General features: G+C 65.0%; 22 protein-coding genes and 1 tRNA gene. 8 read left to right on the top strand and 15 right to left on the bottom strand.

Translation table 11 applies throughout. The annotated features are described in order from the left end of the window. The first annotated feature begins 2 nt into the window (after window positions 1–2). From AC3WLM_RS10610 to AC3WLM_RS10600, 3 genes are read left to right on the top strand one after another with little or no spacing between them, the layout of a single operon-like run. Window positions 3–2411 carry a TonB-dependent receptor gene (locus AC3WLM_RS10610; RefSeq protein ID WP_492477332.1) on the top strand — a complete coding sequence of 803 codons (2409 nt, stop codon included), beginning with the start codon at window positions 3–5 and terminating at the stop codon, window positions 2409–2411. A gap of 10 nt (window positions 2412–2421) precedes the next feature. Next, a complete protein-coding gene (locus tag AC3WLM_RS10605) occupies window positions 2422–3783 on the top strand; it encodes an MFS transporter (protein ID WP_492477331.1) in 1362 nt (453 codons plus the stop codon). A gap of 36 nt (window positions 3784–3819) precedes the next feature. Continuing rightward, entirely contained in the window at window positions 3820–4773 is a 954-nt protein-coding gene (locus tag AC3WLM_RS10600) for a TauD/TfdA dioxygenase family protein (RefSeq protein WP_427467256.1), read from the top strand. A 134-nt stretch (window positions 4774–4907) separates the two neighbouring features. Here the strand turns inward: AC3WLM_RS10600 and AC3WLM_RS10595 are convergent. The 4 genes from AC3WLM_RS10595 to AC3WLM_RS10580 form a co-directional block, all read right to left on the bottom strand. Next, a tRNA-Lys gene (locus tag AC3WLM_RS10595) sits at window positions 4908–4983 on the bottom strand. A 38-nt stretch (window positions 4984–5021) separates the two neighbouring features. Continuing rightward, on the bottom strand, window positions 5022–5510 hold the full coding sequence (folK, locus tag AC3WLM_RS10590) for a 2-amino-4-hydroxy-6-hydroxymethyldihydropteridine diphosphokinase (protein ID WP_231735667.1): 489 nt from the start codon (window positions 5508–5510) through the stop codon (window positions 5022–5024). Between the two features lie 17 nt (window positions 5511–5527). Beyond that, window positions 5528–6376, bottom strand: coding sequence for an N-carbamoylputrescine amidase (gene aguB, locus AC3WLM_RS10585; protein ID WP_492477330.1), 849 nt, complete (start codon window positions 6374–6376; stop codon window positions 5528–5530). Between the two features lie 62 nt (window positions 6377–6438). Continuing rightward, complete coding sequence (locus AC3WLM_RS10580; RefSeq protein ID WP_062347532.1) at window positions 6439–7296, bottom strand: class I SAM-dependent methyltransferase; 858 nt, start codon at window positions 7294–7296, stop codon at window positions 6439–6441. Window positions 7297–7373: 77 nt separating this feature from the next. Here AC3WLM_RS10580 and msrA point away from each other — a divergent pair, with 77 nt between their 5' ends. After that, complete coding sequence (gene msrA / locus AC3WLM_RS10575) at window positions 7374–7910, top strand: peptide-methionine (S)-S-oxide reductase MsrA (protein ID WP_492477329.1); 537 nt, start codon at window positions 7374–7376, stop codon at window positions 7908–7910. A 93-nt stretch (window positions 7911–8003) separates the two neighbouring features. Here the strand turns inward: msrA and dapE are convergent, their stop codons facing one another. The 7 genes from dapE to rpmH form a co-directional block, all read right to left on the bottom strand. Then, the gene (gene dapE / locus AC3WLM_RS10570) at window positions 8004–9131 is read right to left on the bottom strand and encodes a succinyl-diaminopimelate desuccinylase (RefSeq protein WP_039336443.1); all 1128 of its coding nucleotides are present in this window, start codon (window positions 9129–9131) and stop codon (window positions 8004–8006) included. Further along, window positions 9131–9805 carry a glutathione S-transferase family protein gene (locus tag AC3WLM_RS10565; RefSeq protein WP_039336514.1) on the bottom strand — a complete coding sequence of 225 codons (675 nt, stop codon included), beginning with the start codon at window positions 9803–9805 and terminating at the stop codon, window positions 9131–9133. Before AC3WLM_RS10565 ends, dapE begins: the two co-directional genes overlap by 1 nt. Before the next feature lie 428 nt (window positions 9806–10233). Then, a complete protein-coding gene (yihA, locus tag AC3WLM_RS10560; RefSeq protein WP_039336442.1) occupies window positions 10234–10887 on the bottom strand; it encodes a ribosome biogenesis GTP-binding protein YihA/YsxC in 654 nt (217 codons plus the stop codon). Continuing rightward, window positions 10884–12677: a membrane protein insertase YidC gene (gene yidC, locus AC3WLM_RS10555; protein WP_492477328.1), complete on the bottom strand. Its 1794-nt coding sequence runs from the start codon at window positions 12675–12677 to the stop codon at window positions 10884–10886. Before yidC ends, yihA begins: the two co-directional genes overlap by 4 nt. Before the next feature lie 48 nt (window positions 12678–12725). After that, window positions 12726–12935, bottom strand: coding sequence for a membrane protein insertion efficiency factor YidD (gene yidD, locus AC3WLM_RS10550; RefSeq protein ID WP_084278662.1), 210 nt, complete (start codon window positions 12933–12935; stop codon window positions 12726–12728). Then, window positions 12932–13333 carry a ribonuclease P protein component gene (gene rnpA / locus AC3WLM_RS10545; protein WP_427467273.1) on the bottom strand — a complete coding sequence of 134 codons (402 nt, stop codon included), beginning with the start codon at window positions 13331–13333 and terminating at the stop codon, window positions 12932–12934. The genes yidD and rnpA overlap by 4 nt, the downstream gene beginning before the upstream one ends. Window positions 13334–13370: 37 nt before the next feature. Continuing rightward, entirely contained in the window at window positions 13371–13505 is a 135-nt protein-coding gene (gene rpmH / locus AC3WLM_RS10540; RefSeq protein ID WP_039336437.1) for a 50S ribosomal protein L34, read from the bottom strand. Window positions 13506–13674: 169 nt separating this feature from the next. Here rpmH and AC3WLM_RS10535 point away from each other — a divergent pair, with 169 nt between their 5' ends. Beyond that, window positions 13675–14997: a sensor histidine kinase gene (locus AC3WLM_RS10535; RefSeq protein ID WP_492477327.1), complete on the top strand. Its 1323-nt coding sequence runs from the start codon at window positions 13675–13677 to the stop codon at window positions 14995–14997. A 21-nt stretch (window positions 14998–15018) separates the two neighbouring features. On the opposite strand, the gene AC3WLM_RS10530 is transcribed toward AC3WLM_RS10535, so the two are convergent. The 3 genes from AC3WLM_RS10530 to AC3WLM_RS10520 all read right to left on the bottom strand — a co-directional run bounded on the left by AC3WLM_RS10530 (window position 15019) and on the right by AC3WLM_RS10520 (window position 19041). Next, window positions 15019–17337, bottom strand: coding sequence for a CDC48 family AAA ATPase (locus tag AC3WLM_RS10530; protein WP_039336436.1), 2319 nt, complete (start codon window positions 17335–17337; stop codon window positions 15019–15021). Between the two features lie 394 nt (window positions 17338–17731). Next, on the bottom strand, window positions 17732–18211 hold the full coding sequence (locus AC3WLM_RS10525; RefSeq protein WP_492477326.1) for a COG3650 family protein: 480 nt from the start codon (window positions 18209–18211) through the stop codon (window positions 17732–17734). Window positions 18212–18261: 50 nt separating this feature from the next. Then, window positions 18262–19041 carry a universal stress protein gene (locus AC3WLM_RS10520; protein ID WP_039336435.1) on the bottom strand — a complete coding sequence of 260 codons (780 nt, stop codon included), beginning with the start codon at window positions 19039–19041 and terminating at the stop codon, window positions 18262–18264. A gap of 146 nt (window positions 19042–19187) precedes the next feature. On the opposite strand from AC3WLM_RS10520, the gene AC3WLM_RS10515 reads away from it, so the two are divergent. From AC3WLM_RS10515 to AC3WLM_RS10505, 3 genes are read left to right on the top strand one after another with little or no spacing between them, the layout of a single operon-like run. Beyond that, window positions 19188–19832, top strand: coding sequence for an HAD-IA family hydrolase (locus tag AC3WLM_RS10515; protein ID WP_492477325.1), 645 nt, complete (start codon window positions 19188–19190; stop codon window positions 19830–19832). Between the two features lie 25 nt (window positions 19833–19857). Then, window positions 19858–20394 (top strand): adenine phosphoribosyltransferase, encoded by a 537-nt coding sequence (locus AC3WLM_RS10510; RefSeq protein WP_039336433.1) that lies wholly within the window; start codon window positions 19858–19860, stop codon window positions 20392–20394. Window positions 20395–20409: 15 nt separating this feature from the next. Beyond that, window positions 20410–21072 carry a phytanoyl-CoA dioxygenase family protein gene (locus AC3WLM_RS10505; RefSeq protein ID WP_062347564.1) on the top strand — a complete coding sequence of 221 codons (663 nt, stop codon included), beginning with the start codon at window positions 20410–20412 and terminating at the stop codon, window positions 21070–21072. Window positions 21073–21097: 25 nt separating this feature from the next. On the opposite strand, the gene AC3WLM_RS10500 is transcribed toward AC3WLM_RS10505, so the two are convergent. Further along, window positions 21098–23218, bottom strand: a complete 2121-nt coding sequence (locus AC3WLM_RS10500; protein WP_492477324.1) for an acetate--CoA ligase family protein — start codon at window positions 23216–23218, stop codon at window positions 21098–21100. Between the last annotated feature and the right edge of the window lie 54 nt (window positions 23219–23272).

Here is a 23272-nt window from a genome sequence, read left to right as displayed (position 1 = left end):
GAATGAACAGGGTTTTTCTCTTCAAGCAGCGCCAGCTTATCCTTGCAGGCGTGGCTTTGGGCTCGCTCATCGGCGCGGCTCCGGCTTTCGCCGCCGAGCAGCCTGCCGATGTCGAGGTTCCGGCAGTTGCTGCCGAAGACGCCGGCGAGGCCGGTGAAGCCATCGTTGTCACCGCCTCGCGCCGCCGCGACGAGGATGTCCAGGACGTGCCGGTCGCCATCAGCGTGATCAGCGCCGACGCGTTGGAAAGGCGTGGCGACTTCACCCTCGGCCAGATCCAGCAGCAGGTACCGAGCCTGCAGGTGTTCAGCTTCAATCCGCGCAATACCAACATCAACATCCGTGGCCTGGGCTCGAACGTCGCGCTGACCAACGACGGGCTCGAGAACGGCGTCGGCTTCTATATCGACAACGTCTACTACGGCCGCGTCGGGCTTTCACAGTTCGACCTCGTCGACCTGCAGAGCATCGAAGTGCTGCGCGGTCCGCAGGGCACGCTGTTCGGCAAGAACACCACCTCGGGCGTCATCAACATCACCTCGCGCAAGCCGAGCTTCGATCCCGAGCTTTCGGGCGAGGCGAGCATCGGCAATTACGGCTTCCGGCAAGTCCGGGCTTCGGCCTCGGCAGGTATCCTGCCCGATCTGCTCGCCGTGCGCATCTCCGGCGCGATCAGCGGGAACGACGGCTTCCTGTTCAACAAGACCACCAATACCCGCGCCCAGAACTACCGCAACGAGAGCATTCGCGGCCAGTTGCTGTTCACGCCGGACCCGGACTTCGAGGTGCGGATCATCGGCGACTACGCAAAGCAGGAGCAGGATCACGTGCTCTCGGTCTTCGCCGACCTGCACACGACCTATGCCAATGGCGCGACGATACCCAACAACTTTGCCCTGCGAGCTGCCCGGTTCCCTGGCTACACCCTCCCCGCCTTCAGGCCGTTCGACCGCATCGGCGAGGCCGATAGCCACTACCAGTCGAACATGGCGGGCTATGGTGTTTCGGGCGAGGTCAACTGGGACTTCGGCAGCGCGGCCCTGACCTCCATCACCGCCTATCGCTGGTGGGACTGGAACCCGGCCAACGATGGCGACAGCACCTCGCTGCCCACCACCACCAAGGCCCAGCAAGCCAACCGCCAGCGCCAGTTCAGCCAGGAGCTGCGGCTTGCCTCGATGGGCAACCGCACGGTCGACTACGTGATCGGCGCGTACTACTTCTGGCAGGTCGTCAAGGGCTATGGCGCCACCCGCTATGGCTCGGCTGCCGCGCTGTGGAACCTGCCTGCGGCCGACCAGACCCTCGCCAATGCGGCGCTGAACGGGTTCGAGGCAAATTCGACCTCGACGCCGGAAACGCGCACATTCGCGCTGTTCGGGCAGACCGACTGGCACATGTCCGATGCCCTGACGCTGACCACCGGCCTGCGTTGGACGCACGAGAAGAAGGCGGGCGCGTTCAGCCAGTTCTGGGTGGATGGTGCCGATCTTTCCGGCTTCACCCCGGCGCAGGTCACCGCGATCAACGCGATCCGCACCCAGTTCAACCCGGTGACAAGCTTCGCGACGAAATTCAGCGACAACAGCCTGTCAGGGCTGGTCACGCTGAACTGGAAGGTTGCGCCGGACGCGAGCGTATATGGCAGCTATTCGCGCGGCAACAAGTCGGGCGGACTGAACCTGACGGCGCTGCCCGCCGGCATTGCGCCCGAAGTCGCCCCGGAAAAGGTTGATGCGTTCGAGCTGGGCTTCAAATCCCAGTTCCTCGATCGGCGCGCCACCTTCAATGCTGCTGCGTTCTGGACCGAGATCCGCGACTATCAGACGGCAATCACCGAGCAGGTGCCCAACACCGTCAACGTGCGCCAATACATCGCCAACATCCCCAAGGTGCGTTCGCGCGGAGTTGAGGGCGACCTTGCCTTCCAGGCCAGCGACAGTCTCTCGTTCACCGCATCGGCAAGCTACACCGACGCCAAATACGTCGAGTACGCCAACGCACCGCAGGCGGTGGAGAACCTCAACCTCGGCGGTATCCAGGACCTGTCAGGCAAACCGCTTTCGGGCGTTCCGAAGTTCGCATGGTCAGTCGGTGCCGACGGCAACACGCCGTTGGGTGAGCTCGGCGGGCGCGAACTGAGCCTTTACGCCCACGCCGACTACGCGCACCGCTCGAGTTTCAATACATCTGCAACCAACTCCGCATGGGCGCAGGTTCCGGGCTTCGGCATCGCCAATGCGCGCATCGGGCTGAAGACCGACGACGGGTTGTGGGACCTGTCGGTCTGGGCGCGCAACCTGCTCAACGAAGACTATTTCCTCAACCTCTCCGCCGCCAACACCGGCGTGGTCACTGCCCAGGTGGGCGAGCCACGCACTTATGGTGTGACGTTGCGGACGCGACTGTGAGGCTGGCCGCATGACAACAGGATCCCCCGTCAGTTCGCCTTCTGGTAGCTACCACCGCCTTGCTGCGATCTACGTGCCGGTCACCGCTGCTGCTCAGCCAGTTGCTGCCTGGCTCCCCGCCATTCTTGCGCGAGACTATGGCGTGCCACTCACGCTGGTAGGGACGCTGTATCTGGCGGGCCAGTTGCTCAACTGCGCGCTCGACCCGATAGTCGGCGCATTGAGCGACCGCACGCAGAGCCGCTTCGGCAGGCGGCGACCGTGGGTAGCGGGCGGGGGATCCTTGTTCGTCGCTGGCAGCGCGATGCTGTTCTTCCCGCCTGCGAACCTCGGCGTTGGCTGGCTGATTGCTGCACTGGCCGCCTATTACATCGGCCTTGCGCTTCTCTCCACGCCGCTGCTGGCGTGGAGCGGCGAGATCGCCACCGGCTATCACGACCGGACCCGCGCGGCATCAACCTTTACACTGTGGCAGTCGATTGCGCTGGTAGGTGCGCTTGCGCTCGCGGCACTCGCCCAGCATCTGCGACCCGGTGACGGTCAGTTGCAACTGACGCTGTTCGGTTCGCTTGTCCTCGCTGCCGCTATCCCGGCGCTGTGGCTGACGCTGTCCAATCGCGATGACAGCGCGCCTGCTGCTCTGGCACTCCCGCTGTCGCCACTGGCCGCCGCGCGCGCGGTGCTCGGCAACCGCCTGCTGCTGCGCGTCCTCGCTTCGGACGCCGCAGTCCGGGCAGGACAGGGCATCCGCACGACGCTTTTGCTGTTCTACGTGACCTTCTATCTCGGAAGGCCTGAATGGGGTGCAGGACTGTTCCTGTTCCAATACGCCTTCGGCATGCTCGCCGCGCCGATCTGGCAGCGCATCGGTGTATCCCTGGGCAAGCGCCGGGCTGCCATTCTCGCCGAAGTGCTGCAGGCACTGATCAACCTCGCGCTGGTGCTGACCACGCCCGACCGGTTCTGGCTGGTCCTTGCGCTCGCCTTTGCTCAGGGGATCACACAGGGCTCAGGCAACATCATGCTGCGCTCGATGGTCGCCGACGTTGCCGACAAGCACCGCGCCGAGACCGGCGAGGAGCGCGCCGGCCTTTACTATTCAGTCTTTGCCCTGGCCGACAAGATCGGCGGTGCGCTTGCCGCAGGCATCGCCCTGCCGCTGATCGCGTGGCTGGGCTTCGATCCGAAGTCCGCCGCAAACTCTCCTGAGGCGTTGAACGGCCTGTTGCTTGTCTTCGCGACCGGACCTGCCCTCGCCCATGCCATCTCCGCTGCCGTCATATCGGGCTTCGCGCTCGATGCCGAACAGCACAACGCCATTCGCCGCCAGTTGGACACCGCCGCCGACCCCGCGCTCCAGCCCGCCGAATAACACCCCAAATCCTTACCCCAAGCAGGAGTAACCCACATGAATGCCATCACCACCTATGCCAATGCCAAGGACCCGAACTCCCCGCTCGACATCGTTCCGATCACCGGGACGATCGGTGCCGAAATCCGCGGGGTGACCCTTTCCGGCGATCTTGGCGCGGAGACCGTGCAGGCGATCAAGGACGCGGTCGTGCGCCACAAGGTCGTCTTCTTCCGTGGCCAGAAGGAACTGGACGACGCACGCCACGAAGGCTTCGCCTCGCTTTTCGGCGATCCGGTGGCACATCCCACCGTGCCGGTGGCCGAGGGTTCGCGCTACCTGCTCGAACTCGACAGCAAGGAAGGCTACGCCGCCTCGAGCTGGCATACCGACGTGACGTTCGTCGATGCCTATCCCAAGGGCTCGATCCTGCGCGCGATCACCATTCCCGAAGCCGGTGGCGATACCGTCTGGGCCAATGGCGAGACAGCTTACGAAAGCCTCCCTGAAACGCTGCGCCAGCTGGTGAACAACCTTTGGGCAGTCCACACCAACCTCTACGACTACGCAGCGGTCCTCTCGAACGCGCCGAAGGGTGACGCGGTGGAGAAGGAACGGCAGCTGTTCCAGAAGAATGTCTTCGCCTCGACCGTCTACGAAACCGAGCACCCGGTGGTCCGCGTCCATCCCGTCTCGGGACAGCGCAGCCTGCTGCTGGGCCATTTCGTCAAGCAGTTCGTCGGGCTGAACCAGGCTGACTCTTCGCGCCTGTTCCAGATCCTGCAGGACCACATCACCCGTCCCGAGAACGTCGTGCGCTGGCGCTGGCAGCCCGGTGACGTGGCCTTCTGGGACAACCAGTCGACCCAGCACCGCGCCGTCGCCGACTTCGGCCTGCAACGCCGCACCCTGCGCCGCGCGACAATCGCGGGCGAAGTGCCGGTTGGCATCGACGGTCGCAACAGCCGCACCGTTCGCAAGGAAAAGGCCACGGAATACCAGCCTGCCTGAGGGCCGGCAGGGGCGGCGGCCCTCACCGTCGCCCCATTCCCGTGGCAAACGGGAGATGGAAAAGAGTCCGGCTTCGAGCGACCAGCAGGCCACTTGCGATAGCTCTGCAATTCGGCATCACTGCGGATCTGTAATGGTGAGCCCTGCTGGGTTCGAACCAGCGACCTACTGATTAAAAGTCAGTTGCTCTACCGACTGAGCTAAGGGCCCGCCTGCATTGACGCGGATCGCGCGTCAGGCGTGGCGCGTCACCTAGGGGGCGTGGGCGAGCGGGTCAAGCCTTTGGCGAGCCGGTGATGCAACTGCTGCACTGTCAGTCCGGTAATCGGATCGCGCCAGCCAGCGGCAACGCGCGCCGCCGGACCCAGCACGAAATCGCGCTTGCGGAATTCGGGGTGCGGGATGATCAGGCTCTCGTCCGCCCAGCACCCGCCGGACCACAAGACAATGTCGAGATCGAGCGTGCGCGAGCGCCAGCGCTGCCCTTGTCGGCGACGTCCGAACAGGGCTTCCACAGCCTGCAGTTCGTCCAGCAGCTCGTGGGGTTCGAGACCGGTCGAAACCACAGCGATGCCGTTGCAATACACGCGCTGCGACGGACCTATCGGCCTGCTGCGGATCGTCGGGGACACCGCATCGATCCTGCAGTTGCGCCGCCCGATCTCATCCAGCGCCGCCCACAGGATCGCCGAAGGATCGCCATGGCGCGGATGGCGCTGGTTCGAGCCGAGCGCCACGATGTAGCGGTGCAGGCTCAGATGTCCTCGGCGAGCCGGCCGTAAAGCTGCGGGCGGCGATCGCGGAAGAAGCCCATGCCAGCACGGTGCGTGGAAGCGCGCTTGAGGTCGATCGTCGCGTGCAGCACACCGGCTTCGCTGGCGCCGAACTCGGCAAGGTAATCGCCCCATTCGTCAGAAATGAAGCTGTGCCCGTAAAAACGCTGGCCATCCTCGGTCCCGATGCGATTGGCGGCGATGACCGGCATGCAGTTGGAGACGGAATGGCCGATCATCGCGCGGCGCCACATGCGGCTGGTGTCGAGATCGGCGTCATAGGGTTCGCTGCCGATTGCGGTGGGGTAGAACAGCAGCTCTGCCCCCATCAGCGCCATGGCGCGGGCGCATTCGGGATACCACTGGTCCCAGCACACGCCCACGCCGATGCGCGTGCCGAACACGTCCCACACCTTGAAGCCAGTGTTGCCGGGGCGGAAGTAGTACTTCTCCTCATAGCCGGGGCCATCGGGAATGTGGCTCTTGCGATAGATGCCCATGACTTCGCCATCCGGGCCAATCATCGCCAGCGTGTTGTAGTAGTGGTGCCCGTCGCGCTCGAAGAAGCTGGTGGGGATGGCAATGCCGTGCGCCTTGGCGAGCTTGCGCATCTCGCGCACCGACGGGTCCGCATCGAGCGGATAGGCCATCGAGAACAGGGCCTCGTCCTCGACCTTGCAGAAATAGGGCCCGGCGAAGAGCTCGGGCGGCAGCACGATCTGCGCGCCGCCACGCGCGGCCTCTTCCACCAGCGCGGCAGTGGCGGCGATATTCTCGGCCTCGCCCCCGGGAAGGGCGAGTTGCAGGGCGGCGACGGAGATCGTGGTCATGGGTGGGACCTAAGGCCCCTGCCCCGGCAATTCAACCGCCGCCGTTTGCGATCAACGCAAGATCAGGGACGCTTGCGGAACAGCAGGGTCATGCGGTCGCTCTCGCCGATGGCCTGCAGCTTGGCCTTGGTGGCCTCGTCCGGATTGCCGCCCAGCTGCGGTGGCAGGGTCCAGACGCCGTTTGGCCAGTTCGCCGGGTCCTTGGGGTTGGCGTTGGCCTCGCTCTTGCCGACAAAGGTGAAGCCGTTGATCTCCATGAACTTGATCACGTCGGCTTCGCGCAGGTAGCCCTTCGAACCGTCGGTGAAGGAGTAGGGCGCATCAGGCTTGGCGCGGTGCTGCTCGATGCCGATCATGCCATCGGGCTTCAGCAGCTCGCGCATCTGCTTGATCTCGTGCGCGGCAAGGTTCCAGCGCAGCAGGTTGTGCATCATGCGCATGACGAGGATGCGGTCGAACGTGCCCTTTTCGCTGTCGGGAAGGACATCGAGGGTGAAGGCCGAGAAGCGCTCAGCCGGTTGGCCCGACCATTCCGCAACCTCCGCCGGATACTTGGTCGCGCCTTCGCGGATGCCCGCCTTCATCTTGTCGCCGAACGCACTCGACGTGGGGTCGAAGTACAGACCGACCAGCTTGCCCTTCGGGCCGAGATAGAGCCCGAGCAGACGCGAATACCAGCCGCCGCCCGGCGCATATTCGCCCACCTTCATCGTCGGCGAAACCTGAAAGAAGCTCAGCGTCTCCGCAGGCTTGCGATAGACGTCACGGGCACGGTCCTTTTCGCGCAAGGGGTCAGCGACTGCGGCGGCAAGGGCCGGGTCGATCATGGCCGATGCCGTCTTCGCAGTCTCTGCCATTACGGGATTGGCAAGGCTGCTGCCAGCAACGGCAGCAAGCAAGGCAAGGCTCAATGAACGCATGGGGAGATTCTCCTTCGGGCCGATGACAAGCGGGGGAGGCGTGCTTATCTCTCACTCAATTCAGGAGAATATAGCGCATGAGCGAACAAGCAACGGCCATCCTCGCAGGGGGATGCTTCTGGTGCACCGAGGCAGTGTTCCGCGACGTCATCGGCGTGAGCAATGTCGAAAGCGGCTACATCGGCGGTACGGTCGAGAACCCGACCTACAAGCAGGTCTGTTCCGGCAACACCGGACATGCCGAAGCTATCCGCGTGACGTTCAATCCCGAAACGATCAGCCTCGACCAGATCCTCGATATCTTCCTCGCCACGCACGATCCGACGCAGCTGAACCGCCAGGGGAACGACGTCGGCACGCAGTACCGCTCGGCCATGTTCCCGGCAGACGAGGCGCAGAAGGCCGCGATGGAAGCCGCCATTGCCCGCGCCCAGCCGGATTGGCCGGGGCCCATCGTCACCACGATCGAACCGATGGCAACCTGGTATCCGGCCGAGGACTATCACCAGGAATATTGGGAAGGCGAAGGCCAGCGGAACCCCTACTGCCTCGCCGTAATTCCGCCCAAACTGATGAAGCTGCGCAAGAGCTTCGCGTCGAAAGTCAAAGGCTGAGGCCTTTGATCGGCACCGGCCCGCTCCCCCACCCGGCCACCCATTCAGGGTACTCTCGCGGGTGGCCGGGTGGGGGAGTGGGCCGGTGCCGCCTCACGCGCGCAGCGCAGATAACGTGATACGCCGGTAGATGCGCTGGAGGACGGACAGGTCTTCCAGCGCCACCGCCTCGTCCTTCTTGTGCATCGTCGCGTTGCACAGGCCGAATTCCACCACCGGGCAGAGGCTGCGCAGGAAGCGCGCGTCCGACGTGCCGCCGCTGGTCGAGAGTTCGGGGTCGAGGCCGGTCTCGGCCTTCACCGCCTCGGCGATCAGCGTCGAGTAATCGCCCGGCAGGGTGATGAAGCTCTCGCCGGAAATGACAGCACGAACCTCACCCTTGTGCCGCCGCGCCACGTCCTCGACCATCGCGACCAGCCCCGCCCCGGTTTGACGATCGTTGAAGCGGATCGAGATGCGCGCGCGCGCCTCGGCGGGGATCACGTTCGTCGCCTTGTTGCCCACTTCAAGGTCGGTGATCTCTAAGTTCGACGGCTGGAACCACTCCGTGCCCTCGTCCAGCACCAGCGCGTCAAGGTCAGCCAGCAGCGCGATCAGGCGCGGGATCGGATTGTCGGCGAGGTGCGGATAGGCAACGTGGCCCTGCGCGCCCTTGCAGGTGATCCACATGTTGACCGAACCGCGACGGCCGATCTTCACCATATCGCCCAGACGGTGGACCGAGGTCGGCTCGCCTACCAGGCACAGGTCCGGCTCTGTCTTCATTTCGCGGATCAGTTCGATCAGCGGCACCGTGCCGTAGCGCGCCGGGCCTTCCTCGTCGCCAGTGATGATGAAGCTTAGCGTTCCGGCCTCGGCCGGAACCTCGGCCGCAGCGGCAACCATCGCGGCGATCGAGCCCTTCATGTCGACCGCGCCGCGCCCGTAGAGCAGCTCGCCCCGGCGCTCGGCCTTGAAGGGACCAGTCGTCCAGCCCTCACCCGGCGGGACGACATCGAGGTGCCCGGCAAAAGCGAAGTGCCGCGAGCCTTCAGGACCACGCCGGATCGCGAACATGTTCTCGACCGGGCCGTCGGGTGCTTCGCCCGCCACGAAGCGATGGATTGCGAACCCTAGCGGTTCGAGCATTCCTTGCAGGCAGTCGAATACCGCGCCGGTTGCGGGCGTCACGCTTTCGCAATCGATCAGCTGCTCGGCCAGGATTACAGGATCAAGAGACATCAGCGCGCGGGCTCCTCGAACTGCTCGATGGTCCAGCCCTCGCTCTCGGCGGCTTCGATCCACTGTTGCATCCAGTCGTGCGTCCAGACCGCTTCCATGTAGGTCATGGCGAAGCCGGGCACAGGCACGCCGTAGGTCATGAAGCGGGAGACGACGGGGGCATAGATGATGTCAGCGGCGCAGAAGGTGCCGAACAGGAACGGCCCGCCCTTGCCGAACCGCGCCCGCGCCTCGGCCCAGAGCGAGAGGATGCGCACGATGTCGGCGCGAACCTCGGCGCTGATCTCAACGCCCTCGACACGCTTGCGGATGTTCATCGGCAGGCTGCGGCGCAGCGGCAGGTAGCTCGAATGCATCTCGGCCACCATCGAGCGGGCCATGGCGCGCGCGGTTTCGTCCTTGGGCCAGAAGCGGTCGCGCCCGACCTTGTCGGCAAGGTAATCGATGATCGCGAGGCTGTCCCAAACCACGGGTGCGTCCTCGCCATCGCCGTCCCACAGGATCGGCACTTTTCCCGAAGATGGTGCAAGTTCGTCGGTCCGGCGCGCTTCGTCCCAGTCCTCGCCGTAGAGCGGGACGGTGATTTCCTCGAAGTGCAGGCCGGACTGCTTGCACGCCAGCCAGCCCCGCAGCGACCAGCTGGAGTAGTTCTTGTTGCCGATGATCAGCTTCATCGTGTTCGCCCTGTTACGCCTGCGAGCCGCGTAGCCGTTCAGGTTCGCTGTGTCGACCGTGAACGGGTTTACACGGTTTACACAGTTCAAGGAGTGTATCGTCTCGATCCCTCGTAGAGCTTCGTGGAGGCGATATCCGTTCAGCAGAGCGGGCGCCGTCACGGCCTCACGCAAGGTTTGGCCGAAGGAATTGCGGGCGGGGAGGAGAGGATCGCGGTAGGGCATGGCGCGAAGGCTGCGTCATGCGTGCGGCTGTAGGACAGCGTTTATCGTTCCGGAATGGCGGAGTGTTGGAAATGGTCGGCGGTTTTCGCCGCTTGCCCACCCCCGACCCCTCCCGCTTGCGGGAGGGGAGATTGCGTTAGGCCCCTCCCACCTGCGGCCGGGGAGGAATAACTGACGCGCTCGTCATTCAGAAAAGAGAGATGTTAGATTAACGAATCCTGCAGCACGGCGGCGCGCAGTTCCTCGATGCCCATCTTCTTTTCGGAAGAGGTGACGAGCACTTCGGGATAGGCCGCCGTGCGCTTGCGCGCTGCGGCGATGGTCTCGGCCGTGACGGCCTCAAGTTCGCTGGCCTTGATCTTGTCTGCCTTGGTCAGCACGACGCGATAGCCGACGCCCGCTTCATCGAGCATCTGCATCATGTCCTCGTCCACCGGCTTCACGCCGTGGCGGCTGTCGATCAGCAGCAGCGTGCGCTTCAGGACGACACGTCCGCGCAGGAAATCGCGGACCAGCCGGCGCCACTGCTCGACCACCTTGGGCGGGGCCTTGGCGAAGCCATAGCCCGGCATGTCGACCAGGCGCAGGCGCGTCGGCTCGCCCACTTCGAAGTAGTTCAGTTCCTGCGTGCGCCCCGGCGTGACCGAGGTGCGCGCAATTGACTTGCGCCCGGTCAGCGCGTTGAGCAGCGACGACTTGCCGACGTTCGATCGGCCGGCAAAGGCGATCTCGGGCACGTCAGGATCGGGCAGGTGCTTGAGCGCAGGGGCCGACTTGAGGAACTCGACACGGCCTGCAAAGAGGAGGCGTGCCTGTTCGATCAGTTCGGCGCGGGCGGCTTCTTCTTCAGGTGTCACCGCGTCTTCGGCTTCCGGTTGGCAGCAGGCTTCTGCTCACGCGCGACGGAGCGATCGACATCGAGCTGGTCCTTGTCGGCCTGAGCCTTCAACTGCGGGTGCTTGCTGTAAAGGTACTTCTGCTGCGCGATGGTCAGGATGTTCGAGGTGATCCAGTAGATCAGCAGGCCCGCCGCAAACGGCGCCATCACGAACATCATCATCCACGGCATGATCGCGAAGACCTGCTGCTGCGCCGGGTCCATCGCCGCCGGTTGCAGCTTGAACTGCAGCCACATCGTGATGCCGAGCAGGATCGCCAGCACGCCGATGGCGAGGAAGCTGGGCGGGGTGAACGGCAGCAGGCCGAAGAGGTTGAGCACGTGCAGCGGATCGGGCGCGGACAAGTCCTTGATCCACAGCGCGAACGGCTGGTGCCGCATTTCGATGGCCAGCGTCAGCACCTTGTAGAGCGCGAAGAACACCGGGATCTGCAGGAACATCGGAAGGCAGCCGGCCAGCGGATTGACCTTCTCTGTCTTGTACAGCTCCATGATCTTCTGCTGCTGGGTCTGTTTGTCGTCCTTGTAGCGTTCCTGCAGCGCCTTCATCTTGGGCTGCAGCGCGCGCATCGCCGCCATCGAGGCGAACTGGCGCTGGGCGATCGGGAACATCACACCGCGCACGATCAGCGTCAGCAGGATGATCGCCACGCCGAAGTTCTTGACCAGCTTGAACAGCGAATCGAGCAGCCAGAAGATCGGCTTTTCGAACCAGCGGAACCATCCCCAGTCGATCGCGAGGCTGAAATTGGTGACGCCAGTGGCTTCGTACTTCTCGAGAACCGAATTTTCCTTGGCGCCGGCAAACAGACGGACAGTCTGGCTCTGCGCCTTGCCCGGGGCGATGGACACGCCGGGATAGATCAGGTCGGCGCGGAACACATTGTTGCCAAGCGAACGCAGCGAACCTTCGGCCTTGGCCCCGGCATCCGGGATCAGCGCCGAGAGCCAGTAGATATCGGTAAACCCGATCCAGTTGGTTGCGCCCTTGAGCGCGACGGCCTGGCCGGGGGCTTCGGTCACGGTGGAATAGTTGTTGTCGAAGTTCACCGAGCCATCGAGCGCGGCAATCGGCCCCGAATGGAGCTGCCAGGTATCCACACTGGCCGTCTTGTCGGTGCGGTTTACCAGCGCGAAGGGCTTGACCACGACCGGCGCGGCACCGGTGTTGGCGACGCTCTGCGTTGCGGTGATCATGTAATCGCTGTCGATCGCGTATTTGATCGCGAAAGTCTGGCCGGTGGGATTGGTCCAGCGCAGCGTGACCGGGGTCTGCGGTGTCAGCCTTGCGCCATCGGCCTGCCAGACGGTGTTGGTGTCGGGCGTCGCTACGCCCTCGCCCACCCAGCCGATCTGGGCATAGTGCTGCGCTGGCGTGCCTGCAGGCGAGAACAGGCGCACGGGCGGGCTGTTCTTGTCGACGTTCTCGCGGTGACGGACCAGCGTCACGTCATCGACGAGCGCGCCCTTGAGGTTGATCGAACCCTTGAGGCCCGGCGCGTCGATGGCGACACGGTTGCCGGCGGCGAGTTCGGCGCGCAAGTCCTTCTTCTCGAGCGCGATGTCAGCCGCGTTCTGCAGTCCGCCTTCGCGCGTGGGCTTTGCGGCATCGGTGCTGGCAGGCGCGGTCGCTGCCGCCTGTGGCTTTGTCGGCGGCGCGGGGTAGAACCAGCGCATGGCCGCTTCCCAGCCGATCAGCAGCAGACCCGTCAGGATCACTGCCATTATGACGTTGCGCTGATTCTGCACCGTGTTCGCGTCCTAAATCTTGAATTCGTCTTGGTCAGGGCACCCGGCCTAAGGTACGGGATCATAGCCGTGCCCGCCCCAGGGATGGCAGCGCAATAGCCGCTTCGCCGCGAGCCAGCCACCCTTAATCGCGCCATGCTTTTCCAGCGCTTCGATCGCATATTGCGAGCACGAAGGGCTGTAGCGGCAGGATGGCGGAAGCACGCGCGAAGGGCCGAGCTGCCAGCCTCGGGCAATGAGGATGAGCAGGCGCTTCACTTGCCCCTGCCGTGGCTGGAACGCTGACCGCCACGCTTTCTCGGCGGGTCGCCCTTGCCTGCAGCGGCGCGGGACAGGGCGACGGCCAATTCCTCGCGCAGCAGGGCAAAGTCGCGCTCGACGCCGCCTTCACGGCCGATCATCACGTGGTCTGCGCCGGCAATGCCGGCATCAGGCAGGGCTTCGCGCAGCAGAGCGCGGAAGCGGCGCTTCATGCGGTTGCGGACGACCGCGTTGCCGATCTTCTTGGTGACGGTGACGCCGAAGCGGAGGTCGGCCTCATCGGCAGGCACGACGTCGCGGTTCACCAACAGCACGAATCCGGGCCTTGCGACCCGGATTCCGCGATTGGCAGCAACGAAGTCTGCCCGTTTCCGGATGGTGGCGATTCGGGTCATCCCCGCCTTCGCCGGAACCGGATCTATGCTGAAAGGCTTAGGCCGACAGCTTCTTGCGGCCACGCGCGCGGCGGGCGGCGAGAACCTTACGACCACCGACAGTGGCGGTGCGGGCGCGGAAGCCGTGGCGGCGGGCACGCACGAGGTTGCTGGGCTGGAAAGTGCGCTTCATGGCTTTTCTCTTCTATATCGAATCTGTGGACTGGCACTTGCCGCGGGACAAAGCGCCGGAATCAGGGGGTGGCCGATAGGCGACAAGGCGATTTGCGTCAACCCTGCAGGCAAAGGCACAAGCGCTTCAATACATTGCCGATGCAAGCCATAGGGTCTAGGCCCCCCGGATGAACAGGGAAAACGAATCCCTCCTCAAGGAGATGAGGCTGCACTGGTGGCAACGCGCGCCGCGGATCCCCACGCTTGCGTTGTTCGCAGTCGTCGCCCTGGCGCTGATCGGCACCTTCTCGTTGATCATTGCCACGGTCGAAGTTGAACGCACCCAGCGCCAGCAGGCCGCCCGCACCAGCGGCATCATCGCTTCGCTCGACGAGATCGTGCGCGCCACGATGAGCGGCGAGACCGGCCAACGCGGCTACTTCATCACCAGCGACACCCGCTACCTCGAACCCTACCGCGAAGGCCAGGGCCGCTATGCCGCCGGCATGCGCGCATTGCGTGACCGCATGGGGCCGGACCTGCCGGCAGAGCAGGCGAATCTCGTTGCCGAGATTGCGCGGCTGGGCGACGCCAAGTGGGCCGAGATGGCCGGCGTGGTCGACCTTGTCGAACAACGCCGCATTCCCGACGCCCACGCCCGGCTGCTGTCCGACGAAGGCCAGCTCGCCATGAACGGCTTGCGCAAGGCCGTCGCCCGGCTGGAAGACATCGAGCGCGTGCGTCTGGATCAGGCGGCGCAGCGCGCGGCCAATGCCGAGGCGCGCATCCTGCCTTCGCTGGCCGCGCTGTTCGTGGTGATCGTCTGCGCCTTGGCGCTGGGGCTGTGGCAGGCGATCCGCAAGGCCGAGGCCGAGGCTCTGGCAGAGGGCGCCGCCGCCATTGCCGAAGCGCGCGACCGGGCCGACCTGCTGGCCAAGGAACTCAACCACCGCGTCAAGAACCTGTTCGCGGTGATCCTCGCCATCGTCAAGATGAGCGCGCGGGGCGATGCTGCGGCCGCCCCTGCGGTGGATCGCATCGCCAAGCGCATCCACGCGCTCGTCACCGCGCACGAGGTTACGCAAGGGTCGGGCAAGGACCAGACGGTGGACCTGGCCGAGCTGATCGGCAAGGTCATCGCGCCGTACCGCTCCTCGAGCGAGAGGTGCGAACTCGATGGCGGCACGGTGAACCTGCCGGGTCGGCACGCGGTGCCGCTGGGCCTCGTCCTGCATGAACTGGCGACCAATGCCGTGAAGTACGGCGCCTGGTCCGCTCCCGGCGGCCTGCTGCGCATCCGCTGGGAGAGCGACGACTCGCGCGCCAAGGTGATCTGGGAAGAGATTGCCACCGGGGAAGCGGCTGGACCGACAGAGCAAGGCCGCGAAGGCTTCGGCTCAGCCCTGATCCGCTCGTCCGAGCGTCAGCTGGGCGGCACGATCGTCCGCCGCTTCGAAGCACGCGGCATCGTCGTGGAAATGGACTTCACGCTGGAAGGCGGAGAGGCCTGAACCTCTCCGCCCGCGTTGCCGTCAGCCGTGCTTGGATTCGCGCAAGGGCGTGACCATTCCCGGCGTGATGAAGCCAAGCGGCCCCGGATTCATCGCGCGCTTCTTGAGCTCGCCCTTCATCCGGCCGTACTCTTCCTCCATCTGCTCGGTCACCGTCGCGCGTGACGCCTCCAGTGCACCGGCGAAGTCCTCCGCGGTGACCTGATCGACATTGCCGCCCGCACGGCGAATGGCGTTGAGGCCAGCGCGACGCACCACGTCTTCGAGATCGGCACCGGTGAAGCGCTCGGTCTCGCGCGCGATACGACCAAGGTCCACATCGCCAGCCAGCGGCATGTTGCGGGTGTGGATGCCAAGGATGTGCTCGCGGCCCTCGACGCTCGGCGTGCCGACATAGATCAGCTCGTCGAAGCGGCCCGGACGCAGGAGCGCCGGATCGACCAGATTCGGGCGGTTGGTCGCGCCGATCAGCACCACCGACTGCAGTTCCTCCAGCCCGTCCATCTCGGCAAGGATGGTGTTGACCACCCGCGCCGTGACATTCGGCTCGCCCTGCCCGCTGCCGCGCGCGGGAACGAGGCTGTCGATCTCGTCGATGAACACCACGCAAGGTGCGACCTGGCGCGCGCGCGCAAAGAGCCGGGCAATCTGCTGCTCGCTCTCGCCGTACCACTTGGACAGCAGGTCGGACGACTTGATCGCGATGAAGTTGGCCTCTGCCTCCTTCGCCACGGCCTTGGCCAGCAGCGTCTTGCCGGTGCCGGGCGGACCATAGAGCAGGAAGCCCTTGGCCGGACGAATGCCGAGGCGGTGGAAGGCCTCGGGATTCTTGAGCGGCAGTTCGACGCCCTCGCGCAGCTTGTCCTGCGCATCGTCGAGGCCGCCGATGTCGGCCCAACCGATGGTTGGCGCCTGCACCATGACTTCGCGCATCGCCGATGGCTGCACGCGCTTCAATGCCTGCAGGAAGTCGTCGCGCTCCACGCGCAGGTTGTCGAGCACGTCCTGCGGGATCGTCTGCTGCTCGAAATCGAGCTGCGGCATGATCCGGCGCACTGCCTCGATCGCCGCTTCGCGTGCCAGCGCCGCAAGGTCGGCACCGACGAAGCCATGCGTGGTGCGGGCCAGTTCCTGCAGATCGACGTCCTCGGCCAGCGGCATGCCGCGGGTGTGAATGCCGATGATCTCGCGGCGACCGGATTCGTCCGGCACGCCGACCACGATCTCGCGGTCGAACCGGCCGGGCCGGCGCAGAGCTTCGTCGATCGCATCGGGGCGATTGGTCGCCGCGATCACGACAAGGTTGGACCGGCTGTGCAGTCCGTCCATCAGAGTCAGCAACTGCGCAACCAGCCGCTTCTCCGCCTCGCCGTGAACCTCGCTGCGCTTGGGCGCGATCGAATCGATTTCGTCGATGAACACGATCGAGGGCGCGTTGCGGGTCGCTTCCTCGAACACCTCGCGCAGACGTTTCTCGCTCTCGCCATAGGCCGATCCCATGATTTCGGGGCCGTTGATGGTGAAGAACGAGGCATCGCTTTCATTGGCCACGGCACGCGCCAGCCGCGTCTTGCCGGTCCCCGGCGGGCCGTGCAGCAACACGCCCTTGGGCGGATCGACGCCCAGGCGCGTGAACAGTTCGGGATAGCGCAGCGGCAGTTCGACCATCTCGCGCAGTTGCCGGATGGTATCGCCCATGCCGCCGACGTCGTCATAATTGACGTCGGCACGGCTCGAGCGCGGCTCCTCGTATTCGGGCCGCAGTTCCACCTCGGTGTTCTCGTCGATGTGGACCACGCCCTTCGGGCTGGTCGAGACCACGGTCAGGCGGATCTGGGTCAGCGCGAAGGCAGGCGCATTGAGCATCTGGCGCAGCTGTGGCGGCATGTCGGTGCGGTTGACCTGCTGCTGCCCGGCGGTCGCCACGAGATCGCCCGTCACCAGCGGACGCCCGGCAAAGTTGCGCTTCAGCGCCACGGCCGGTCCTTGCAGGCGCAGTTCCTTTTGCGCGGGCGCGAAGACGACGCGCTGCGCAGGCCGCGAATCGATCTTGCGCACTTCCACGTGCTCACCCGAACCGACATCGGCGTTGGCGCGCTGGAGGCCATCGAGGCGGATCAGTTCCAGCCCCTCGTCCTCGGGATAGGGCTGGATCACCCGCGCCGCCGTGGCGCGCTTGCCGACGATCTCAATGACGTCGCCTTCGGTCACGCCCAGCTGCGACATCACGTGCCGACTGATGCGGGCAATGCCGTGGCCGCTTTCTTCCTGACGAGCACCCGCAACCTGAAGGCGCACGGTGCGCGCATCGGTCCGGGCTTCGGTTGCCGCATCTGCCATGAGCTTTAAGAAATCCCCTTGAGCTATCGACGGGTTCCGATGTGGGAACCGGCAATCAGGATTTCAAACGCGGGAGGCCTGCGAAGGTTGCGAAGAGCTTCGCTCCGCCCGGAACGCAGGCAAAAAAAGACCCGGCAGTTGCCCGCCGGGTCGGAAAGTTTTGGGAGAGGATGCCTGAAAGGCAGGTTCTGTATGCACTGCACACACATATTGTGCAATTGCGAAATGATCGGGATTGGTTGCAGTTTTTGCAATTTATCGCATAAACCGCTGTTTCACAGGGATTTTGCAGTTGTTTCAGGCGTAACGATACCAGGTCGTTCCGTTCGCAATTGTTTGCAGGCATGTCGTGCGACTCGTCGCTGTGCAGCGCACAAGCGTGATTTGGATACCATCAGCGCGCGCAGCCACGCTGGGTGTCGTTGCCGAGACGCCGTGTCACGGTGAAGGGATAGACCGTGTCCGACATGCCGTCCGAACAGGACCCTGCACTGACTTCAAGCACCAGCGCCCTCCCCTCGACCTGGCCGGAGAGAATCGCCTTCCCTTCGACATCCTGCCGTTTCACCGGAACGACCAGTCCATCGGGCTGCTCGGGCGTGGACCACGAGAGCTTGTCCACGTCCACCCGCGCAGACCAGAACGGCTCGGTGCCGATGGCGCGAAAAGATGGCGGCACCGGCGCTGGCATCACTGCGGCCGCTTCGGTTGCTACCAGCGCAGGCGGCTCGGCAGGCGGCATGGAATCGGCTTCGACTGCGGCTGCACTTTCCCCCGCCACGCCGGTCGGTCCGGTTGCCGGCTCCGGAGAGCAGGCCCCAAGCGAGACAGTGACCATCAGGGCGAGCGCGGGAAGCGAGCGGATCGTTGTCATTGCCGCATTCTGGCTCGCACCCGGGCTGCGTCGCAACCGGGCCCCAGGCGTCAATGCGCCAGCAGCAGCGGAATCTGCGACCGGTCGAGCATTTCGCGCGACACGCCGCCCATCAGCAGTTCCCGCAGGCGGCTGTGCCCGAACAGGCCCATGACGACGAGGCCGGCGCCGAGACTGCGGGCGCATTCCTCGATCGTGAAGGCGATCGAACCGTTGCGCTCCTGTTCATGCACTTCGGCATGGATTCCGTGGCGCGAGAGATAGCAGGCCGCATCGACCGCCGGGAAGGTATCGTCCTTCTCGCGCACGGTCAGGATATGCACCGACTTCGCCATCGCCAGGAACGGCAAGGCAGCGCGCAGGGCGTTGGCGGATTCATGCCCGCCGTCCCAGGCGATCAGCACCGGTGCCGCGAAATCGAGCATCGGCACGCCGCGTGGCACCGCCAGCACAGGGCTGCGCACGCCAAGAACCAGTTCCTCGACGCTGGGATCGTCCAGCGTGGCCACGATCAGGTCGGCAAAGCGCGCGGCGGCCGCTGCAGCTTCGACCCGGCCGTTGTCGTCTATCGCGACGTCGAAAGCGACGTCCTGCGGAGCCAGCCGGGCATCGAGCTCGCGCGCAAACGCCTCGTCGGCCTCACGCGCTTCGTTGATTGCGGCAGCGGAAATGGCGGCACCGCCGAACGGCTCCCACGCCGCCATTTGCGCGAACGGAGTCGCGATCACGAAGGTGACATGCCCTCCGGTCTTGCGGGCCAGCGCCAGCGCAGTTTCCACGCGGTCGTTCAGGGTTTCGGACTTTTCGACGGGGCAAAGAATGGAGCGCATCGGGATCCTCCTGTCCTTCAATGGGAAAAGTCTGCCTTCGCCGCCGTCAACATACGATGATCCACATCAAAACGGAGGAAAAATCCGATGGCCTTGTCCGATTTCACCGATCGGTTAAGGCTGCGCGCCACACAAAGGGAGGCACGATGGCGTACGCAGCGGTGATTTTCGATTTTGGCGGAGTGATCACCTCCTCCCCGTTCGAGGCGTTCAACCGGCTCGAGGCGGAACGGGGCCTGCCGCAGGACTTCGTCCGTTCCGTCAATGCCCGCAACGGCGATACCAACGCCTGGGCGCTGTTCGAACGCGCCGAGATCGACAGCGCCGAATTCGACCGCCGCTTTGCGCAAGAGGCCCGGGCGCTTGGCCACGAGCTTGATGGCGCGTCGGTCCTGGCCGTCCTTGCCGGCGCGGTGCGTCCGGCGATGGTGTCGGCGCTCGATCGGCTGAAGGCAGAAGGCTACCGGCTTGGCTGCATCACCAACAACGTGCCCACCGGCCACGGCGCCGGCATGGCCCGCAGCGCCGACGCGCACGACGAGCTCGAACAGATCTTCGCCCGCTTCGAACACGTCATCGAAAGCAGCAAGGCGGGCGTGCGCAAGCCCGATCCGCGCATCTACCTGATGATGTGCGAGACGCTGGGCCTCGCCCCGGCGCAATGCGTCTACCTCGATGACCTCGGCATCAACTGCAAACCGGCCGCCGCGCTGGGGATGCAGGCGATCAAGGTGATCAGCGGCGAACAGGCCCTGGCCGACCTCGGGCAGGTTCTCGGCCTTTCCTTTTGACCTGCATGGCGGCTAGGCTGGAGGCATGACACCCGAAGAGCTCAAGGCCCTTGTCCGCACCGTGCCGGACTTTCCCGCACCCGGCATCCTGTTCCGCGATATCACCACGCTGATCTCGCACGGGACCGGGCTTGCCGCCAGCATCGGCCACCTGGCGCGGATGGCGCAGGACGCCGGTGCCGAGGCGATCGCCGGGATGGAGGCACGCGGATTCATTTTCGGTGCTGCGGTAGCGGCGCATATGGGCCTCGGTTTCGTGCCGGTACGCAAGCCCGGCAAGCTGCCGGTCAAGACCATCGGCATCGACTATGCGCTCGAATACGGGCGCGACCGGCTGGAGATCGATCCTACGGCCATTCCCGCAGGCCAGCGCGTGGTCATCATCGATGACCTGATCGCCACGGGCGGTACTGCCCTTGCGGCAACGGAACTCCTGCGCACGGCAGGCGCGGACGTCACTCACGCGCTGTTCGTGATAGACCTCCCCGACCTCCACGGCGCCGCCCGCCTGCGCGACGCCGGGCTGACGGTAGAGGCGCTGATGGATTTTCCGGGGCACTGAACTGCCGTGTTTGATATGGAAGAACTGCAGCGCACAGGCGCGGTAAGACTGCCACAATTGGCTTTGCCGCTGCTGTCAGCGATTGATGCTGTTAACTGCGGTCTACCGGCCGAGCGCGCAGGACTGAGATTGAAGGGACAACCGGGCCTGCGGCCACTACTCGATCATCGGAGTTTGATAGGACAAGCGGCATGTCACGCGCTTGGAGCGCATGCCCAACCTGTCCGCGCACTCCTCTTCGACAAGAGCGAACGGACGAACTGGGCCTTGGGCTGGCATCAGGACCGAACGATTTGTGTGGCCGAGAGAATCGAGACGCCCGGCTTCGGTCCTTGGACCAACAAGCAGGGCATGGTTCACGTCGCCCCGCCTGAAAGCATCTTGCGGGACATGGTCACGCTGCGCATTCATCTGGATGCCGTGCCGGAAACCAATGCGCCGTTGCTGGTTGCTTCCGGATCACATCGGCTTGGTCGAATCCCGGAACGGCAAGTGGCTGCAATCATCGAGCAAAGCCAAATCCTGACGTGCCTCGCCGAGAGGGGAGACGTCTGGCTTTATTCGACACTCATTCTTCACGCGTCAGACGCTGCCACCCAGCCGATGCATCGCCGGGTGCTGCAAGTCGATTACTCGGCCTTGGCTTTACCCAACGGCCTTGAGTGGGCCGGAGTCTGAAACTCCGGCGACCACATCGCGCCACTCATTCCACCAGCATCAGCGCGTCGAGTGCTACCACGCCCTCACCCTTGGGGTGCAGGATCACCGGGTTGAGGTCGATCTCGCGGATCGAGGGTTCGGCGCGCAGGACCTGGCCAACCTTTACGATCAGGGCCGCGAGCGCGGGAACGTCCAGCGCGGGTGAACCGCGATAGCCGCTGAGCAGCGCTGAGCTCTTGAGCTTCATCAGTTCGGCCTCGACCGCAGCCTGCGTCAGGTCTGCAGTCAGCAGGCGCACGTCCTGCAGGATCTCCGCGGTCACGCCGCCGAAACCTGCGAGCACGACCGGACCCCATTCGGGATCGTTCTTGGCACCGACGATCATCTCCATGCCGCGCTTGCCCATCGCTTCGATCAACACGCCATCCAAGCGGATCGACGCGGAGTAGGCTGCGACGTTGGCGTGGATGCGGTCCCACGCCTCGCGCACGGCAGCGGCATCGGCAAGGTTGAGAATCACGCCGCCGGCATCGCTCTTGTGCCCAAGCGCTGCGGCCTGCGCCTTCATCGCCACCGGATAGCCGACGGCATCGGCAGCCGCTACCGCCGCATCGGCGCTGTCGGCAAAGCCGCCCTTGGGGAAGCTCACGCCCAGCGGGCCGAGCAGTTCCTTCGACTTGTATTCCGGGATCACGCCGTGGACATCGGCAAGGCCGGGCAGCGGTGTTGCCGGAAGGTCGTTGGCGGAAAGGTCCTGAGCGGACCAGTGCGTCAGCCGGGTAACGGCACGCAGTGCGCGTTCGGTAGTGGGGAACCACGGAATGCCGGCCGCCCGCAGCGCGGCGATGCGCTCGGCCGGAACCTCGGCGCCTTCGTCGAGCCCGGCGAAGATCACCGGCTTGGTGAGCGTCTTGCCTTCCACAGCGGCGAGGATCGGCGGGAACTTGATCTTGCAGGTGATCGGTTCGGCCTGGATGATCCCGGCGAAGACCGTGCCGACGCGGTCGTCTTCCAGCAGGGCCTCGACGCAGCGGGTGTAGATCGCCGGCTCGGACAGACCCTGCGCGGTGATGTCGAGCGGATTGGACACCGGCACGAACGGCGGCAGCGCCGCGCGCAGCAGTGGCGAATCCTCGTCGTGCAGATCGGCCAGCGGCAGGTCGAGCTCTTCAGCCAGGTCGAGCGTCAGCGCCTTGAAGGCCCCGGATTCCCCCAGCACCGCGGTCTTGCCCGAAGGCAGCGCCGGACAGCGCACCGCGATCTCGGCAATGTCGCCCAGTTCTTCCAGCGTTTCGGCAAAGATCACGCCGGCGCGTGCCACCATGGCGCGCATCAGCTTGTAGTCGCCCGCCATTGCGCCGGTGTGCGTCGCTGCGGATTCGCGCGCCGCGCTCGATTTGCCGGGGTGCAGCAGGACCACCGGCTTGCCGGCCGCCTTCGCCCGCCGCGCAGCAGCGAGGAACGCCTGCGGCTTGCGGAACTGTTCGACGATCATCGCGATCACGTGCGTATCGTCCTGGTCGACCAGCCAATCGACATAGTCCTCGACCCCGCTGGCTGCCTCGTTCCCGGTCGAGACCGAGTAGGAGACGCCGGCATCGCGGGCGAGCAGCATCGTGCCGAGCACCGCCGCCATCGCGCCCGATTGCGAAACGATGCCGATCGCCCGCTTGCCAGCTGGCGGGACGGCATTGGTTTCCACGAAGGTCAGCGGAATGCGATCGACATAGTTGACCAGGCCAAGGCAGTTCGGCCCTTCGACCACCATGCCCGCTTCATGCGCGATGCGCGCGATCTCGCGCTGTTCGGCCAGGCCTTCCTCGCCGCCTTCGGCAAAGCCGGCCGAGAAGATCACCACGCCGCCGCACTTGCGCTCCGCCAGGCCCTTCACAGCATCCAGCACGCCGGCGCGCGGGATCGCCAGCACGGCCACGTCCACACCTTGGGGAAGCGCGTCGACCGAGGCAAAGCAGGGCTTGCCCATGATCTCGTCACGCTTGGGGTTCACTGGATAGACGGCACCGGCATAGCCGTTGCGATCGAGATTGGTCAGCAGCGTTGCACCAAGCGCGCCGGGCTTGTCCGATGCGCCGACGACGGCGACGGACTTCGGGCGCAGGAAACGATCAAGCGCAGCGTGGGACAGACTCGCAACAACGGCCATGGCATCCTCCGATTTCGCTATGCGCTATAACAATTATCGGAAGGACGGCAAGTG

It is taken from the genome of Novosphingobium sp. FW305-C-30-35 (assembly GCF_058783135.1).
Note: the sequence above shows the minus strand (reverse complement) of the source record. Positions and strands in the feature narration are given on the sequence as shown.

Coding starts and splice junctions, on each gene's coding strand:
- AC3WLM_RS10605 (WP_492477331.1), top strand. CDS start 2,422: ATGACAACAGGATCCCCCGTCAGTTCGCCTTCTGGTAGCTACCACCGC.
- AC3WLM_RS10510 (WP_039336433.1), top strand. CDS start 19,858: ATGACACCCGAAGAGCTCAAGGCCCTTGTCCGCACCGTGCCGGACTTT.
- AC3WLM_RS10505 (WP_062347564.1), top strand. CDS start 20,410: ATGGAAGAACTGCAGCGCACAGGCGCGGTAAGACTGCCACAATTGGCT.
- aguB (WP_492477330.1), bottom strand. CDS start 6,376: ATGACCACGATCTCCGTCGCCGCCCTGCAACTCGCCCTTCCCGGGGGC.
- rnpA (WP_427467273.1), bottom strand. CDS start 13,333: ATGACCCGAATCGCCACCATCCGGAAACGGGCAGACTTCGTTGCTGCC.
- rpmH (WP_039336437.1), bottom strand. CDS start 13,505: ATGAAGCGCACTTTCCAGCCCAGCAACCTCGTGCGTGCCCGCCGCCAC.
- AC3WLM_RS10565 (WP_039336514.1), bottom strand. CDS start 9,805: ATGAAGCTGATCATCGGCAACAAGAACTACTCCAGCTGGTCGCTGCGG.
- AC3WLM_RS10600 (WP_427467256.1), top strand. CDS start 3,820: ATGAATGCCATCACCACCTATGCCAATGCCAAGGACCCGAACTCCCCG.
- AC3WLM_RS10525 (WP_492477326.1), bottom strand. CDS start 18,211: ATGACAACGATCCGCTCGCTTCCCGCGCTCGCCCTGATGGTCACTGTC.
- AC3WLM_RS10535 (WP_492477327.1), top strand. CDS start 13,675: ATGAACAGGGAAAACGAATCCCTCCTCAAGGAGATGAGGCTGCACTGG.
- AC3WLM_RS10580 (WP_062347532.1), bottom strand. CDS start 7,296: ATGCGTTCATTGAGCCTTGCCTTGCTTGCTGCCGTTGCTGGCAGCAGC.
- AC3WLM_RS10520 (WP_039336435.1), bottom strand. CDS start 19,041: ATGCGCTCCATTCTTTGCCCCGTCGAAAAGTCCGAAACCCTGAACGAC.
- AC3WLM_RS10515 (WP_492477325.1), top strand. CDS start 19,188: ATGGCGTACGCAGCGGTGATTTTCGATTTTGGCGGAGTGATCACCTCC.
- AC3WLM_RS10610 (WP_492477332.1), top strand. CDS start 3: ATGAACAGGGTTTTTCTCTTCAAGCAGCGCCAGCTTATCCTTGCAGGC.
- dapE (WP_039336443.1), bottom strand. CDS start 9,131: ATGTCTCTTGATCCTGTAATCCTGGCCGAGCAGCTGATCGATTGCGAA.
- msrA (WP_492477329.1), top strand. CDS start 7,374: ATGAGCGAACAAGCAACGGCCATCCTCGCAGGGGGATGCTTCTGGTGC.
- AC3WLM_RS10500 (WP_492477324.1), bottom strand. CDS start 23,218: ATGGCCGTTGTTGCGAGTCTGTCCCACGCTGCGCTTGATCGTTTCCTG.
- AC3WLM_RS10530 (WP_039336436.1), bottom strand. CDS start 17,337: ATGGCAGATGCGGCAACCGAAGCCCGGACCGATGCGCGCACCGTGCGC.